Origin of the sequence: Testudinibacter crocodili (assembly GCF_006228025.1) — a bacterium.
In the GTDB taxonomy this organism is placed as follows: Bacteria; Pseudomonadota; Gammaproteobacteria; order Enterobacterales; family Pasteurellaceae; genus Chelonobacter.
The window spans coordinates 12,075-27,975 of the sequence record NZ_VDHF01000045.1 but is presented as its reverse complement, the minus strand read 5'-3'; the positions used below and the strand labels follow the sequence as shown (position 1 = coordinate 27,975).

The following is a 15,901-nucleotide window of genomic DNA, read 5'->3' as shown; positions in this document are numbered from 1 at the left end:
CTCCTTCGCAGGAGCGTGAGTTGAAACCACTGCTCCGTGAAACTCGCGGCTTGTCGGTGTACTCGCTCCTTCGCAGGAGCGTGAGTTGAAACCGCGCAAAAAAGCGTTAAGGAAGCCCGTGAAAGTCTCGCTCCTTCGCAGGAGCGTGAGTTGAAACTTCATTTCTTGCATATAGTTTGGAATTGAGCCTTCTCGCTCCTTCGCAGGAGCGTGAGTTGAAACTAGTTGGAATGGGTTCAAGCCTGTATCAACACCACTCGCTCCTTCGCAGGAGCGTGAGTTGAAACCTTGGTGTGGAGACATTGACACCTGAGCAGCACCTCGCTCCTTCGCAGGAGCGTGAGTTGAAACAGATTGCATCCGCCGATACACTGATCCGGCGTGACTCGCTCCTTCGCAGGAGCGTGAGTTGAAACAGGGGAGTTAGAAAGCCGTGGGTATTATTGCGTTCGCTCCTTCGCAGGAGCGTGAGTTGAAACGGCTAAAAGCTGGGCGGATCTGTTGCGTGCTTCTCTCGCTCCTTCGCAGGAGCGTGAGTTGAAACAATAGGTGCAACGGATGAACGAACCAGATTTCACCTCGCTCCTTCGCAGGAGCGTGAGTTGAAACTGTATCACTCCCAACAAAAAGAAGTTTATGATTGCTCGCTCCTTCGCAGGAGCGTGAGTTGAAACTAGCTTAATTTCAACCGTACTTTCAAACGGATCGCTCGCTCCTTCGCAGGAGCGTGAGTTGAAACAGTTGATCATGCGGTTTACGAATATGAAGTAGACTCGCTCCTTCGCAGGAGCGTGAGTTGAAACTATCTCTTTTGCTGCGGTCTCACTCTCTGGGGTCTCGCTCCTTCGCAGGAGCGTGAGTTGAAACATTAAATCCAAATTTATTAAGTTTGCCAAGGGGACTCGCTCCTTCGCAGGAGCGTGAGTTGAAACAGCCGTTGAAGTTGAATATAGCAATCCAAACAATCTCGCTCCTTCGCAGGAGCGTGAGTTGAAACGAGCCAAGCGGGCTTTGAGTTAAAGGGTTTTAAAGCTCGCTCCTTCGCAGGAGCGTGAGTTGAAACGAGTGATAAATGATGAGCTATGTCGGTAATGCAGCTCGCTCCTTCGCAGGAGCGTGAGTTGAAACACTAGCACGGTTTTTACCGTGGAAAGATACGGATCTCGCTCCTTCGCAGGAGCGTGAGTTGAAACAAGTATTAATTGCCAATATAGATGATTGGCGTGTCTCGCTCCTTCGCAGGAGCGTGAGTTGAAACTCACATGATTATGTGCTTATTGAAAAATACAAAACTCGCTCCTTCGCAGGAGCGTGAGTTGAAACGCCGATCTCGTCTCGATGGCTGGTCATATCTATACTCGCTCCTTCGCAGGAGCGTGAGTTGAAACAGACGTGCAAAAAGCGATTCCGACACCGGAACACTACTCGCTCCTTCGCAGGAGCGTGAGTTGAAACCGCCGGCGAGGTGGTCGTGGATGTAGCCTTCGTACACCTCGCTTCTTCGTAGGAACGTGAGTTGAAAATTCAACTTATCAAAGAGGTAGAGAAATATTATACAATATAAGTGGTTGTTATTTAAAACAATGTGATATTTAAAATCTGCATCTCAGTTCGTTGGTAAAATATGCGAACTCTTGAGATGCAGATTATTTTCGATTCCTAAATAGAAACTGGGGCAATACTTATTTCAGCAATCCAGCGCTTTGTAGCGCAGCAGTCACGATCGGTTGGGCTTGTTCGCTCAATACGGTCAGTGGTAGGCGCAGGAATGGGTTGCTGATTAAGCCGATTTTGTAACATGCCCATTTGACTGGAATCGGGTTGGATTCAACAAATAAGTCTTTGTGCAGTGGCATTAAGCGGTTGTTGATTTCATCGGCTTGGGCAAAATCACCGTTGAGGGCGAAGTGGCACATTTTTGCCATATCGGCGGCGGCAACGTTGTTGGTGACGGAGATCACGCCTTCGCCGCCGGCTTTCATCGCTTCTAAACCGGTGGCGTCATCGCCGCTCAGCACGATAAAATCTTCTCCTGCCAGTGCTTTGATAGTTGTTACTCGGCTGACATCACCGGTGGCTTCTTTGATGCCGACGATGTTTGGGATTTTTGCTAAACGGGCGACGGTTTCCGGTTTCAGGTCACTACCGGTGCGTCCCGGTACGTTGTACAGAATTTGCGGCAGGTCGGTGCTTTCGGCAATTGCTTTAAAGTGTTGGAACATGCCTTCTTGGGTTGGTTTGTTGTAGTAAGGCACCACTGACAGGCAGCCGGCGACACCGCTGCCATGCAGCAGTTTGGTCATGACAATCGCTTCACTGGTGGCGTTGGCGCCGGCGCCGGCAATAATTGGAATGCGTCCAGCGGCGTACTCGACGGTCTTCAGAATAACCTTTACATTTTCATCAATGCTGAGTGTGGCGGATTCACCGGTGGTGCCGACGGAAACGATAGCATCGGTTCCCGCTTCGATATGGAAATTGACAAGGGCTTCCAATTCGCTGTAATTGACTTCTCCGGCACTATCCATTGGGGTGACTAAGGCAACGATACTGCCTGAAAATAGAGGGTTGCTGGCCGACATAAAACTTCTCCTGTAGATTTTTTGTTGGTTTTATTGATGAAAATTTTAACTTAGATTGCCAAAATGACGACAGTTTGCAAGTGCTTTTTCTATTTTCCTGCATATAAATCAAAAAAAGTGAAAAAAGTGTGCTTTAGTGATAAATTTGAACAACATAAAATGGAAAAAATGAGGAGAAAGGATGTTATCGATCTTAAAGTGCGGTGCGTTGGCACCAGAGTTCAGCCTGTTGAATCAAGTTGGGGAGAGCGTGAGGCTATCTGATTTTCGGGGGCGTAAAGTGCTGGTCTATTTTTACCCGAAAGCGTTGACGCCGGGCTGCACTACGCAAGCCTGTGATCTGCGTGACAGTAAAGTAGAATTGGCACAGTTAGGCGTGGTAATTTTGGGAATTAGTCCGGATTTACCCACGAAATTACACAATTTTGTTGAGAAAAAAGCACTGAATTTTACCTTGCTGTCCGATCCTGATCATCAAGTTGCTGAGCAATTTGGGGTGTGGGGTGAGAAAAAATTTATGGGACGTACTTATGACGGGATCCATCGGATCAGTTTTTTGATTGATGAAAACGGTGTGATTGAGCAAGTGTTCGATCAATTTAAAACCAAAGATCATGCTCAACTGGTGCTGGATTATTTAGCGCGCTAGCATCAAGTGCGGTTTGAAACCGCACTTGATACCATATTATGCTTGTTCGATGTCGTCATTCGATGGCCAAGCATTAACCACGGCTTTCACCAATGTTGCCAACGGAATAGCAAAAAATACACCCCAGAAGCCCCACAAACCGCCAAAGATCAATACGGCTAAGATGATGATCAGTGGGTGTAAATTGACGGCTTCAGAGAACAAAATCGGTACCAGCAGGTTGCCGTCCAGAATCTGAATGATGATGTAACTCAACATCAGGTACCAGAAGGTTGGGCTGATCCCAAACTGTACCAGTGCTACTAGCATAATCGGGATGGTGATTAACACCGCGCCAACGTAAGGCACCAACACCGATAAACCAACACCGAATGCCAACAGTAGCGGATAGCGCAAATCGAAAAATAGCAACAGCACATAGGTGATAGCGCCGACAACAATAATCTCAAGAAATTTGCCACGAATGTAGTTGGAGATTTGGGTTTGCATTTCACGCCAGACTTGCGAAGCCAAAGTGCGGTTGCGTGGCATAAAACGTAGTACACCTTCAATCAAGACTTGTTTGTCTTTTACCAAAAAGAACACCATCAGTGGCACTAAAAAGGCATAAATTCCGATGGTCACCAAACTGAGCAACGAGGACAGCGAGTAACGCAGTGCCGACTCGCCAAATGCCAGTAGTTTGGTGCGCAGGTTGCTGAACAGCGAATCGAGCATCGGGTAGTCGATCAGCCCCGGATAATGTTCCGGCAGCGTCAGCAGCCAATGATGTAGCTGATTGATCATCGCCGGTAAATCTTGCGCTAAGGAGATGGTTTGCGTCCATAAACGTGGCAGTAGTACCACCAGAATAAAGATAATACTGGCTGCAAACAACAGTAACGAAATGCTGACAGAAACCGGGCGTGGTAATTTGAGCTTGTTTGATAAAAGCCTGATCGGCGCTTCCAGCAAATAAGCCAAAACGAGCGCAATCAACAGTGGCGCAATAATATCGCTGAAAAAATAGATGGCGACAAAGATGAAAAGAAGAATGGCGAATAACCCCAGCGCTTGCGGATCACTAAAACGCCGTCTGTACCATTTTTGAAACATTTCCCACATAAATTGCTTTCCTGTTTGATTTGATTTTTTATCGTTAGGGCTAATCGCTTGGCTATATTGTTCAATTAAATGCGATTTTTTGATTATAACAAGTTATTGACTTTATGAAAGATTAAAACTAGTTTGGAACAGGAAATTATTCTATTTGAGAGGGAAGTATGAGCGTTAAAATTTTGCATAATCCACGTTGTTCTAAAAGCCGTGACACATTGACATTTTTAGAGAATCAAGGACAGGAAATCGAGATTGAACTGTATTTACAAAAAAGGTATTCACTGGCGGAATTGCAACAGTTAGCACAGCAGCTGGGTGTAGCGGATGTGCGTGAAATGATGCGGGTTAATGATGAGTTGTACCGCACTTTAGGCTTGGCAAATAGCGAGTTGAGCCAAACAGAGTTGTTGCAAGTAATGGTTGAGAATCCGGCGTTGCTGGAGCGTCCGATTGTGATCAACGGCGATCATGCCAGAATCGCACGACCATTAGAACGGATTCTGGACATTTTATAACTGTAGGCTGTGCTTCACAAAAGGGATGGTGAGTTTGCGTTGCGCTTGCAGCGAGGCTTGATCGAGTTTTTGTAAAGTATCGAATAAGCTTTTGCTGTCGCGTTCAAGCCGTTTTAACAAAAACAGTCCAACTTCGTCCGGTAGTTCCAAACCGCGTTGATAAGCGCGTTGTTGCAGGGCTGTTAATTTTTGTTGCTCGTTCAGTGGTTGCAGTTTATGGGTTTCGCCCCAACTCAAACGGGAGCGCAGATCATTCAATTGCACTGGCAGGTGGCGTGGCGATGAGTTGGCACTTAAGATTAGAATCGTGTTGCCTTGCTCTTTAATCCGATTATACAAATCAAAAAGTGCGGTTTCCCATTTGAGCTGTCCGGCAATGGTTTGTAGATCGTCAATACAGACTAGATCTTGGGTTTCCAGATTGTCTAGAACGTCCGGAGAGAATAGGCTGGCTTGTTCCAGTGGGATAAAACTGGCATGACCGCCACGATCAAACAGTAAGTGACAACAGGCTTTTAGTAGATGGCTTTTGCCACATCCCTTTTCGCCATAGACATAGAAAAAGGATTGCCGAGGTTTTTGTAGAGCATGCAACAGCGAATCCAACAGCATCGGATTGTTTTCGCCACAGAAGTTTTGCAGCGTCAAATCATCGGCTTGTTGAATGGGTAAGGTCAGTTGAATTGGTGAGGTCAAAACATTACCTGCTGTCATTGCTGTCCGTTATCTTATCGCTATGGCCAGCGGCGCAAACGGGTTACGCCGCCATTGATGTCATTTTAGTTGATGGTGTCTTCTTTGGTTTTTGGCAACACCAAATTCATAATCACAGCCACGATAGCACACAAGCTGATGCCTTTTAAAGAGACTTCTCCGACATTTAGCATCATACCGCCGATTCCAAAGGTCAGCACCACCGAGATGATGCACAGATTTCTGGGTTCAGACACATTGACTTGTGCTTTAATCAGCGTACTCATGCCAACCACTGCAATTGAACCGAACACCAACATCATAATTCCGCCCATCACAACGGTTGGAATTGTCGCCAAAAAAGCGCCGACTTTGCCACAAAATGAAATTGCGATTGCCCAACAAGCTGCCCAAGTCATGATTTTCGGATTGAAATTACGAGTTAGCATCACCGCACCGGTCACTTCGGCATAAGTGGTGTTGGGCGGACCGCCCAAGAAAGACGCCGCAGAGGTGGCGATGCCATCACCAAGCAAAGTGCGGTGCAATCCCGGTTGTTTCAAGAAGTCTTTGCCTGTGACCGAACTGATCGCCATAATGCCGCCAACGTGTTCAATTGCCGGCGCAATGGCGATGGGCAATAAGTATAAAATCGCTTCCAGTTTAAACTCTGGCGTGGTGAGTGTCGGCACACTAAACCAGGCTGCTTGTTGAATCGGCGTGAAATCAACCAAACCTAAACACAGCGCTAAAATATAACCAACGGTGATGCCCAGCATAATCGGAATCAATTTCATCAGCCCTTTGGCGAATACCGCCACCACTAACGTTGTGACCAAAGTCACCATTGATACTAGAATTGCTTGTTGATATGGGTAAAGTTGCGAACCGTCGCCGCCTTTGCCAATCGCCATATTCACCGCCAGTGGCGCTAATCCCATGCCGATAATAATGATAATTGGACCAACCACAACGGGTGGAAAGACCCGCTGTAAAATGCCGGCACCTTTGAGTTTGACCAAGCCGCTGAGTGCAATATACACCAGACCGGCGAACATCAAGCCGCCCATGGTGACTGAAAGCCCCCAAGTGGCGATGCCGTATTGCATCGGGGCGATGAAAGCGAAAGAAGAAGCGAGGAAAATAGGAACTTGGCGGCGGGTGCAGAGTTGGAACAGCAATGTGCCGACTCCGGCGGTTAAAAGTGCGGTATTGCTGTCTAATCCCACAATTAACGGTACTAAAACTAAGGCGCCGAAGGCGACAAACAACATTTGTAGCCCGACAAATGCTTGTTTTGGCAGGCTCTGAGCCGGCAGCTCATCGCCGTGCGGAATGGTATTTTGCATGATAAGTTTCCCGTGCTAAAGTCATCATAAAGTGCGGTTAAGACGATTATTTTGTGCCGAAAATTTTATCCCCTGCATCACCTAGCCCAGGAATAATATAACCTTGTTCGTTTAGATGATCGTCCACTGAAGCAGTATAAAGTTCGACATCAGGATGAGCTTTTTCCAGTGCGGCAATTCCTTCCGGTGCAGCGACTAGCACCAAAACTTTAATTTGTTGGCAGCCTTTTTGTTTCAACAAATCAATTGTCGCTACCATCGAGCCACCGGTTGCCAACATCGGATCGACCACGATTGCCAAGCGTTCTTCCAGATCGCCTGCCAGTTTTTGAAAGTACGGCACCGGCTCTAACGTCTCTTCGTTACGATACATCCCGACTACACTGATTCTGGCACTAGGAATATGTTCCAACACGCCGTCCATCATGCCCAGTCCGGCACGTAAAATAGGCACTACCGTCACTTTTTTGCCTTTGATGCGTTCAACTTCGACCGGCCCGTTCCAACCGTCGATAATCACATTTTCCGTTTCTAAATCTGCAGTGGCTTCATAGGTTAATAGGCTGCCGACTTCAGTTGCCAATTCACGAAAATCTTTGGTGTTGATTTCTGCGGCACGCATCAAGCCTAATTTATGTTTGATAAGAGGATGTTTTACTTGGACAAGTTTCATTTTGGGCTCCTTGAGGTTAGATCCGATAAATTCTAATAGATAGAGCGGCGAATTAACAGTTTTTTATGCATTGAGAGCAAACATCAATCGGCGCTAAATTAGCTATCGCCAAAAAATAGGCAGGCATGCTACAATTATGACCGCTTACAAGCGTTACATACGACTACTGAACGCTGCTGAATATGCCTTTTGTCATCAATTTAAACAGGAATGTATCGTGGAAAAAAACTCATTAAGTTATAAAGACGCCGGTGTGGATATTAATGCGGGAAATGACTTGGTTGGCAGAATCAAAGAGGATGTAAAGCGTACTCGTCGCCCAGAAGTGATGGGCGGACTTGGCGGTTTTGGTGCGTTGTGTGCGATTCCGAGCAAATATAAAGAGCCGATTTTGGTTTCAGGCACCGACGGGGTCGGCACCAAATTACGCTTGGCGATTGATTTGAACAAACACGATACTATTGGCATCGATTTGGTGGCGATGTGTGTCAATGATTTGGTGGTACAGGGCGCAGAACCGCTGTTCTTTCTCGATTATTATGCCACCGGCAAATTGGATGTTGATGTAGCGGCGGATGTGATTAAAGGTATTGCCGACGGCTGTGAACAGTCGGGCTGTGCGTTGGTCGGTGGTGAAACCGCTGAAATGCCGGGTATGTATCATCAAGGCGATTACGACTTGGCAGGATTCTGTGTTGGTGTGGTGGAAAAAGAAGAAATTATTGACGCCAGTAAGGTGAAAGTTGGCGATAGCTTGATTGCCTTAGCGTCAAGCGGACCGCACTCTAACGGTTATTCCCTGATTCGCAAAGTGTTAGAAGTCAGTGGCGCTGATGCTGCGAACGAATTAGTTGATGGCAAGCCGTTGGCGGAATACCTGCTGGCGCCAACGAAGATTTACGTCAAATCGGTCTTGCAGCTGATTAAACATGTTGATGTGCACGCTATTTCCCATTTAACCGGTGGTGGCTTTTGGGAAAATATTCCGCGTGTGTTGCCGGCACATGTCAAAGCTAATATTCAAGAAAGTAGCTGGCAGTGGCCAGCCGTATTTAACTGGTTGCAACAGCAAGGCAATATCGAACGTCATGAAATGTACCGCACGTTTAACTGTGGCGTGGGCATGGTGATTGCGCTGCCACAAAAAGATGTAGAAACCGCACTTGCGTTGTTGCGGCAAGCCGGAGAAAAAGCCTGGGTGATCGGTCAAATTGAAGCATTAGCCGCTGATGAAACGGCACAAGTCGTGATGTCGGCGTGAGGCAAAACGGCATGATCAGAATTGCAGTATTGATTTCCGGTGAAGGCAGTAATTTGCAGGCATTGATTGATGCTTGTGCGAGTGGCAGAATTAAGGGTAGCATCGTTAGCGTAGTCAGCAATAACGCACAAGCATACGGTTTACAGCGGGCGCAGCAGGCCGGCATTGAACACCGCACTTTTTTGCGTGAAGCCTATACCGATAATCAGAGCATGGACGTGGCGATTGCTGATTATTTGCAGCAGCAACAGGTCGATCTGGTGGTGTTGGCGGGCTATATGAAAATTTTGACACCGCTTTTTATTCAGCGTTTCAACGGCAAAATTTTGAATATTCACCCGTCACTGTTGCCAAAATACCCGGGATTGAACACCTATCAGCGGGCTATTGATGCCGGAGATGACGAACATGGCACCACGGTGCATTTTGTCAATGAAGCAGTGGATGCCGGTGCAATCGTGTTGCAAGCGAAAGTGCCGGTTTTTGCCGATGACAGCCTCGATGAGGTTATGGAACGGGTGAAAGCACAGGAAGTGCAGATTTATCCGTTAGTAGTCGCCTGGTTTGCACAAGGACGGCTGCAATTACGTGATGAAAAAGCTTATCTTGATGGGCAGCTGTTAGCAGCAAATGGCTATGCAGCAGATTAATTGTGCAAAGTTACAGCAGTTTTTCGGTATTTGCTGAAGAATTGAGCGATTGTGGCAGATTATCTGCGGAAATTGGAATTTTTTTGCAAAACTAAACTCTAAGCATATATCTTGGTTTTAGGCTTTAATTAAAACAAACGGAAGTATCAATGAAACTAACTTGTATTAATCGTAAATTTATTTCTAGTTTGGCATTATTGTTCACGATATTGATGCCCCTACATACGAGTGCGGCGGAAAAGGTCGTTGCTACAGTGAATGGTTACCCAATTTTGGCTAGTCAGGTCAAAAAAGAGTTGGGTAGAAAAGCCGATAACGCCGCTAATCGTCAAAAAGCCTTGGACGGGATTATCGACGATATTTTGGTGCAGCAGGCTATTCAGGAATCGGGGGTTCGAATCAGCAGTGCACAGGTCGATAAAGTTTTTCAAAGTGTTGCCGAGAGCAACGGTCTGACTTGGGGACAGCTACTGGACGTGCTGGATTATCAGGGCGTGAATTATCATGAATACCGCAACCAAATTGCGCACCAATTGTTGATGAACGAAGTACGTCAGCAAAATATCGGTAAAAGCATTGATGTGACTCGTGAGCAAGTGGAAACACTGGGCAGTGATTTGCAAAAACAGGCGGAAAAGCGTGGCACCGTGAAAAAACATACTGCGCCGGAATATCGGGTGCGGCATATTTTGTTAAAAACCAACCCGATTCTGACTGACGCCAAAGCGAAAGCGGAATTAAGTAAAATTCGTGCTGATATTCTGGCGAAGAAAACCACCTTTGAAGCGGCAGCAAAAGCCAATTCCAAAGACTATCTCTCCGGTGACAAAGGCGGTGATTTGGGTTTTGCCTTTCCGGAAAATTATGTGCCGGAATTTGCCAAAATGGTGAGAAGCAGCAAAACAGGCACAATTACTCAGCCATTTAAAACCGAATACGGTTGGCATATTTTAGAAGTCACCGACACCCGCAAGGGTGATAAAACCGATGATTTCTATCGCCAAAAAGCCTACGAGCAGATTGTCAACAAGCAGGCTCAGGCAGAGTCTAAAAACTGGGTTAGTGGGCTGCGCAAACGTGCCCAGATTAAAATATTGAATTAATCTAACCGCACTTTAGTGTCAAAGAAATTGAGAGAAAATCCCGCACTTAGCGGGATTTTTGTTTTATACTTAATCATCATTTTCTTATCAACAGACAAACGATTTATGAATTCAAAAAAACATTTAGGCCATACCGCTCGTAAACGCTTCGGGCAGAATTTTTTGCATGATCAACACGTGATCCAAGGGATTGTTGCCGCGATTTATCCGCAAAAAGATCAATACTTAGTGGAAATCGGACCGGGCTTGGGCGCCTTGACCGAGCCGGTGGCGGAACAATTGGATCGCTTAACCGTCATCGAGCTGGATCGCGATCTGGCGGAACGCTTACGTCATCATCCATTTTTACATCAAAAACTGAGCGTGATTGAACAAGATGCGATGCAAGTCGACTTCCGTCAGCTGTGTGAACAGGCGGGGCAGAAAGTGCGGGTATTCGGGAATTTACCATATAATATTTCTACCCCGTTGATGTTTCACCTATTTAACTACTACGACAGCATTCAAGATATGCATTTTATGTTGCAAAAAGAGGTGGTGAAGCGGCTGTGCGCCGCTCCGAACAGCAAAGCTTACGGGCGGTTGACCATTATGGCGCAATATTTTTGCCAAGTGATGCCGGTGTTGGAAGTGCCGCCGAGCGCCTTTAAACCGGCACCGAAAGTCGACTCGGCGGTGGTGCGTTTGATTCCGCACCGCACTTTGCCGCATCCGGTAAAAGATCTGTATTGGCTCAACCGTGTCTGTAGCCAAGCCTTTAATCAACGCCGCAAAACCTTGCGCAATGCGCTTTCGACCTTGTTCAGTCTGGAACAACTGACCGCACTTGGGGTTGATCAAAATGCGCGAGCCGAGAATTTGTCGATTGCGGATTATGCACGCTTGGCGAATTGGCTGACGGACAATCCGCCGCAAACGGAATCGGCACCAATCAGCAACGAAAACCAATAGGCGGGCGCTAATGGCAACTTATATCGTCGGCGATTTGCAGGGGTGTTTTGACGAACTGCAACTGTTATTAGACAAAGTGCGGTTTGATCCGCAACAGGATGAATTGTGGCTGGTCGGTGATTTGGTGGCACGCGGCGATAAATCATTGGAATGTTTGCGTTTTGTCAAAGAACTAGGTGATAGTGCCAAAATGGTATTGGGCAATCATGATCTTCATTTAATTGCTACCGCACTTGGCTTAAAATCGATCAAGAAAAAAGATCGGGTGGAGGCAATTTTTGCTGCCGATGATTTTGATGAATTGATTGATTGGTTGCGCCATCAGCCGTTGCTGCGGCAACATCCTAAGCATGGATTTATCATGTGCCATGCCGGAATTAGCCCGGATTGGAGTTTGCGCCGTGCCAAAAAATGTGCAGCGGAAGTAGAGGCGGTGCTGCAACAGGGCGACTATCGCACGTTGATCAAGGAGATGTATGGCGAACAACCGGATCGCTGGAGCAAACAGCTCAAAGGCATTGAACGGCTGCGCTATATCATCAATGCCTTCACTCGTATGCGTTTTTGTTATGCCGATCACCGTTTGGATTTTGCCTGCAAAACCACGCTGGCAGAAGCGCCAGCGACGCTATTTCCCTGGTATGAGTTGGATAATCCGACCTATCGTCAGCAGTCGATTCTGTTCGGACATTGGGCGAGTTTGGTTGGGGAGCCGATGCCGCAAGGGATTTACGCCCTCGATTCCGGCTGCGTGTGGGGCAATTATATGACCATGCTACGCTGGGAAGATCAGCAGTTTTTTTATCAAAGAGCGGTGAAAAATTATCAACAATTTTAGATTGCAAGTCAGCAAGCAATGACAAAATAGCCCTTGTTTTTTTAGTTTAAACCTCGTATCTTTCCAAAGTTCATTTTGCTAAATGAATATCTAAAAATGCTAAATCAATTTTAGCAACCTTTCAAAATCTGGAGAAAATATGAAAAAACTGTTTGCAAGTTTTGTGACGGGTTTTACGGCGTTAAGTGTATTACTTAACCCGACAACGTTGCTCGCCAACACCACCTTTAAAATTAGTGCGATTCCTGATTATAACGCCACGGAAATGACCTGTTCATTTGACAGCTTTGCTGATTATTTAATCAAAGAAACCGGGCTTGAAGTGCAGTATGTCCCTGTCACGGATTATGCGGCGGTAGTGACTGCGTTTCGTCGTGGAGAAATTGATTTAGTCTGGTTCGGCGGTTTAACCGGTGTACAGGCTCGTGCGCGAGTAGCAGGTTCTGAAGCTATCGCACAACGTCCGCAAGATGAAAAATTCCAATCGGTGTTTATTAAACAAGCCGCACTTGAAAATGTGAAAGACATCAAGGATGTGAAAGGTCACACTTTAGCTTTTGGCAGCGAAAGTTCGACATCCGGCCACTTAATGCCACGTTTCTTTTTAACGGAAGCAGGAATTAATCCGGAAAAAGATTTAGACGCACAACCGACTTACAGCGGTTCACATGATAAAACTTATGGTTTAGTGGAAGCAGGTAGCGTTCAAATTGGTGCAGTGAACAAGCAGTATTGGGACAAAATGGTGAAAGAGGGCAAAGTAGATAGCAGCAAAGTGGTGTTATTCTACACCACGTCTGAATACTACGATTATAACTGGACCATCAATTTAGTCGATAAAAAATTTGGTGAAGGCACGAAAGAAAAAGTGAAAGTGGCATTATTAAAAGCCGATAGCGCAAGTTCTGAGGTGATGAATTTACTTTCTGCGGAGAAATTTATCGCAACCAATAACGACAACTACAACGATATTGAGAAAGTGGCGAAAGAATTAAAGTTAATTAAATAATATTCGCTAGGATAATGGCATAGCGAGAATATGCCATTACCCTTTTCTCATAGGATTGTTTATGTCGTCATCTCTTCTTTCCCTGCACAATGTGTCTAAACGCTTTAATCAAAAAAACGTGTTAGACCAAATCTCACTCAATATTCAAGCAGGCGAAATTGTGGCACTGGTTGGTCCAAGCGGATCGGGAAAATCGACCCTCATGAATGCCATTATGCGTTCCGTTGAATTATCGAGCGGTGCAATATTCATTGAGCAGAAAAATATTCAAGATTATCGCAATAACAAAGCATACGCACAGAAAGTCGGTATGTTACATCAGCAATACGACTTAGTGAAACAACTGGAAGTAGTGCATAATGTGCTGGCTGGTCGATTAAATGATTGGGGGCTATGGCAATCTTTGCTCTCGCTGATTAAACCGCAACAACGTCATATTGCCGAACAAGCACTAAGTGCGGTGGGATTGGCGGAAAAAATGAATCAACCCAGCGCGGAATTATCCGGTGGTGAACAGCAACGTGTCGCTATCGCCCGTTTATTGGTGCAAAATCCCATGTTGATTTTAGCCGATGAGCCGATTTCTGCCCTTGATCCGGTGAATGCACAAAATGTGTTGGCGCTTTTAACCAAACTGGTGCGTGAACAACATAAAACCCTGATTGCCAGTATGCATTCGGTGGAATATGCCAAAGCCTATTTTGACCGCATGATTGGGATTAAAGACGGCAAAATCGTCTTTGATCTGCAAACCAGTCAAGTCACTCAACAGAAACTTAATGCCTTATACGGATTAGTACAAGATGAAAGCCTCACCGAATGAACGGCGTAATTTTCTCACGTTAATTTTATTGTTGGTATTTTTATTCAGTCTATTTGCCATTGATAGTGAAAAAGGCATTATACATTCCGGCGGTTGGGCAACATTGCAACGGCTATTTTCCAGTTTGCTTCAGCCTGATTTGTCTCCTACATTATTAATATTAGCATTAAAATCTAGCCTGCTCACCTTTGCCTATGCTTTATTGACGCTCTCCTTGGCGCTAATTGGCGGATTTTTCTTAGCGATTTTCGCCTCAGGGGTATTACTTCCCTCAACATTTTTACAAACAGTAGCAAGAGCAATACTCGGTTTTTTACGCGCTATTCATGAATTGATTTGGGCATGGTTTTTTGTCGCCGCAGTAGGCTTAAATCCAATCGGTGCGGTATTTGCGTTGGCAATTCCGTATTCCGGCTATCTGGGCAAAATTTTTGCTGATACCTTGCAAGCCGTGCCACATAAACCCATAGCCGCATTAAAAGAATCAGGTGCAACGCCGCTGCAATTATTATTTTACGGCTACTTACCGCAAGCCTTGCCGATGATGCTAAGTTACACCATGTACCGCCTAGAATGTGCCATTCGTTCCTCTTCCGTGCTTTCGTTTGTGGGTTTGGGCGGAATCGGCATGCAAATTCAGCTTTCCTTGCAAGATTTAAGATACGATCAAGTATGGACTTTTTTGATTTTCTTAGTTGGTTTAATTGTGTTGATCGATCGCTGGAGCTATGCGGTGAGAAAGAGAGTGAAATAATGGATAAATTATTACAACATTTTGATCGCCATTTTATAAGATATTCCTTTTGGGCGGTGTTAGGGTTAATTGTGTGGTCTTGGCTGTATATTTTAAAAGATCAGCCTAATGCGCTATTTGATCTCTTTCGTGCCGAAAATTGGCATTATTTAGTTGAATTTATCGAAGGCATGCTAGGGGTGGGCGAAGAAACGCCGGCTTATCTCGATCCTGAAATGTGGCAAAAGGCGTTAGTGCTCACTTGGCAAACCTTTGTGATGAGCATTTTAGCCACAGGCATTGCCGCGATTGCTATGTTTATTTTAGTCTTGCCTTCTGCTCGCAATGTGGCACAGGGGAAATTAGGTTTTCCAGCCCGCTGGTATCACAAAGTGGCTTATCATATTAGTCGGTTTTTCTTTTTGTTTAGCCGTGCCGTTCCCGAACTGATGTGGGCGATGATTTTAGTCTTTATCTTCAAACCGGGCATTGTGCCCGGCGCTCTTGCACTTGCTATTCATAACTTCGGCGTATTAGGTAAATTATGTGGCGAAGTCATTGAAGATATGGACGAAAAGCCTATTCGTCATTTAGCCCAGAATGGGGCTTCACCGCTACAAATTTTGCTTTATGGTATTTACCCCACTGTTATGCCTCGTTTTTTAAATTATATTTTATATCGCATGGAAAATATTATTCGTGCTACATTAATTGTGGGTTTTGTCGGTGCTAGCGGATTGGGTATGCAATTTAAATTAGCCATGAGCTTTTTCCATTATTCCGAAATCACGCTGTATTTGCTGTGCTATCTGTTGTTAGTCTATGTCACCGATTTCTTATCGGCTTGGGCGAAGCGTTATCTTGCGGCGAAAGATTAGGGTGTTGATCTTTGTTTATAATTTGAGCTATTACAACGCTTTTTCCTGTGCTGTTTTGCGCCTGCCAAGTGCAATAAATTCTGTTATTCTGCGCCA

General features: G+C 45.6%; 16 protein-coding genes and 1 CRISPR repeat array. Of the genes, 11 read left to right on the top strand and 5 right to left on the bottom strand.

Translation table 11 applies throughout. The features are described 5' to 3' along the window. Positions 1 to 61 precede the first annotated feature (61 nt). A CRISPR array of direct repeats spans positions 62 to 1,523; the repeat unit is 31 nt; unit sequence CTCGCTCCTTCGCAGGAGCGTGAGTTGAAAC. A gap of 159 nt (positions 1,524 to 1,682) precedes the next feature. Beyond that, positions 1,683 to 2,582: a 4-hydroxy-tetrahydrodipicolinate synthase gene (dapA, locus tag FHQ23_RS05035; RefSeq protein WP_139613342.1), complete on the bottom strand. Its 900-nt coding sequence runs from the start codon at positions 2,580 to 2,582 to the stop codon at positions 1,683 to 1,685. Between the two features lie 181 nt (positions 2,583 to 2,763). Between dapA and bcp the strand changes: the two genes are divergently transcribed. Continuing rightward, a complete protein-coding gene (gene bcp / locus FHQ23_RS05030; protein WP_139613341.1) occupies positions 2,764 to 3,231 on the top strand; it encodes a thioredoxin-dependent thiol peroxidase in 468 nt (155 codons plus the stop codon). A 36-nt stretch (positions 3,232 to 3,267) separates the two neighbouring features. Here the strand turns inward: bcp and FHQ23_RS05025 are convergent, their stop codons facing one another. After that, positions 3,268 to 4,335 carry an AI-2E family transporter gene (locus FHQ23_RS05025; protein ID WP_139613340.1) on the bottom strand — a complete coding sequence of 356 codons (1,068 nt, stop codon included), beginning with the start codon at positions 4,333 to 4,335 and terminating at the stop codon, positions 3,268 to 3,270. Positions 4,336 to 4,493: 158 nt separating this feature from the next. Here FHQ23_RS05025 and arsC point away from each other — a divergent pair, with 158 nt between their 5' ends. Further along, complete coding sequence (gene arsC, locus FHQ23_RS05020) at positions 4,494 to 4,844, top strand: arsenate reductase (glutaredoxin) (RefSeq protein WP_139613339.1); 351 nt, start codon at positions 4,494 to 4,496, stop codon at positions 4,842 to 4,844. Here arsC and hda read toward each other — a convergent pair. The 3 genes from hda to upp all read right to left on the bottom strand — a co-directional run bounded on the left by hda (position 4,839) and on the right by upp (position 7,559). Continuing rightward, positions 4,839 to 5,540, bottom strand: coding sequence for a DnaA inactivator Hda (gene hda, locus FHQ23_RS05015; protein WP_442805458.1), 702 nt, complete (start codon positions 5,538 to 5,540; stop codon positions 4,839 to 4,841). The genes arsC and hda overlap by 6 nt on opposite strands. 83 nt (positions 5,541 to 5,623) lie before the next feature. Continuing rightward, positions 5,624 to 6,886: a uracil-xanthine permease family protein gene (locus tag FHQ23_RS05010; protein ID WP_139613337.1), complete on the bottom strand. Its 1,263-nt coding sequence runs from the start codon at positions 6,884 to 6,886 to the stop codon at positions 5,624 to 5,626. A gap of 46 nt (positions 6,887 to 6,932) precedes the next feature. Then, positions 6,933 to 7,559, bottom strand: coding sequence for a uracil phosphoribosyltransferase (upp, locus tag FHQ23_RS05005; protein WP_132965523.1), 627 nt, complete (start codon positions 7,557 to 7,559; stop codon positions 6,933 to 6,935). Between the two features lie 217 nt (positions 7,560 to 7,776). On the opposite strand from upp, the gene purM reads away from it, so the two are divergent. The 9 genes from purM (at position 7,777) to FHQ23_RS04960 (ending at position 15,805) form a co-directional block, all read left to right on the top strand. Continuing rightward, positions 7,777 to 8,820, top strand: coding sequence for a phosphoribosylformylglycinamidine cyclo-ligase (purM, locus tag FHQ23_RS05000; RefSeq protein WP_139613345.1), 1,044 nt, complete (start codon positions 7,777 to 7,779; stop codon positions 8,818 to 8,820). 11 nt (positions 8,821 to 8,831) lie between these two features. After that, a complete protein-coding gene (purN, locus tag FHQ23_RS04995) occupies positions 8,832 to 9,470 on the top strand; it encodes a phosphoribosylglycinamide formyltransferase (protein WP_139613336.1) in 639 nt (212 codons plus the stop codon). Positions 9,471 to 9,619: 149 nt separating this feature from the next. Then, positions 9,620 to 10,573: a peptidylprolyl isomerase gene (locus FHQ23_RS04990; protein WP_442805457.1), complete on the top strand. Its 954-nt coding sequence runs from the start codon at positions 9,620 to 9,622 to the stop codon at positions 10,571 to 10,573. Positions 10,574 to 10,678: 105 nt separating this feature from the next. Then, positions 10,679 to 11,524 carry a 16S rRNA (adenine(1518)-N(6)/adenine(1519)-N(6))-dimethyltransferase RsmA gene (gene rsmA, locus FHQ23_RS04985; protein WP_139613335.1) on the top strand — a complete coding sequence of 282 codons (846 nt, stop codon included), beginning with the start codon at positions 10,679 to 10,681 and terminating at the stop codon, positions 11,522 to 11,524. A 10-nt stretch (positions 11,525 to 11,534) separates the two neighbouring features. Next, on the top strand, positions 11,535 to 12,362 hold the full coding sequence (gene apaH / locus FHQ23_RS04980; protein ID WP_139613334.1) for a bis(5'-nucleosyl)-tetraphosphatase (symmetrical) ApaH: 828 nt from the start codon (positions 11,535 to 11,537) through the stop codon (positions 12,360 to 12,362). 139 nt (positions 12,363 to 12,501) lie between these two features. Further along, positions 12,502 to 13,371, top strand: coding sequence for a putative selenate ABC transporter substrate-binding protein (locus FHQ23_RS04975; protein WP_139613333.1), 870 nt, complete (start codon positions 12,502 to 12,504; stop codon positions 13,369 to 13,371). Positions 13,372 to 13,432: 61 nt separating this feature from the next. Then, positions 13,433 to 14,194 carry a phosphonate ABC transporter ATP-binding protein gene (locus FHQ23_RS04970; protein WP_139613332.1) on the top strand — a complete coding sequence of 254 codons (762 nt, stop codon included), beginning with the start codon at positions 13,433 to 13,435 and terminating at the stop codon, positions 14,192 to 14,194. Continuing rightward, complete coding sequence (locus FHQ23_RS04965) at positions 14,175 to 14,948, top strand: PhnE/PtxC family ABC transporter permease (RefSeq protein ID WP_139613331.1); 774 nt, start codon at positions 14,175 to 14,177, stop codon at positions 14,946 to 14,948. The genes FHQ23_RS04970 and FHQ23_RS04965 overlap by 20 nt, the downstream gene beginning before the upstream one ends. Continuing rightward, a complete protein-coding gene (locus FHQ23_RS04960) occupies positions 14,948 to 15,805 on the top strand; it encodes a PhnE/PtxC family ABC transporter permease (RefSeq protein ID WP_139613330.1) in 858 nt (285 codons plus the stop codon). Before FHQ23_RS04965 ends, FHQ23_RS04960 begins: the two co-directional genes overlap by 1 nt. Positions 15,806 to 15,901 lie beyond the last annotated feature (96 nt).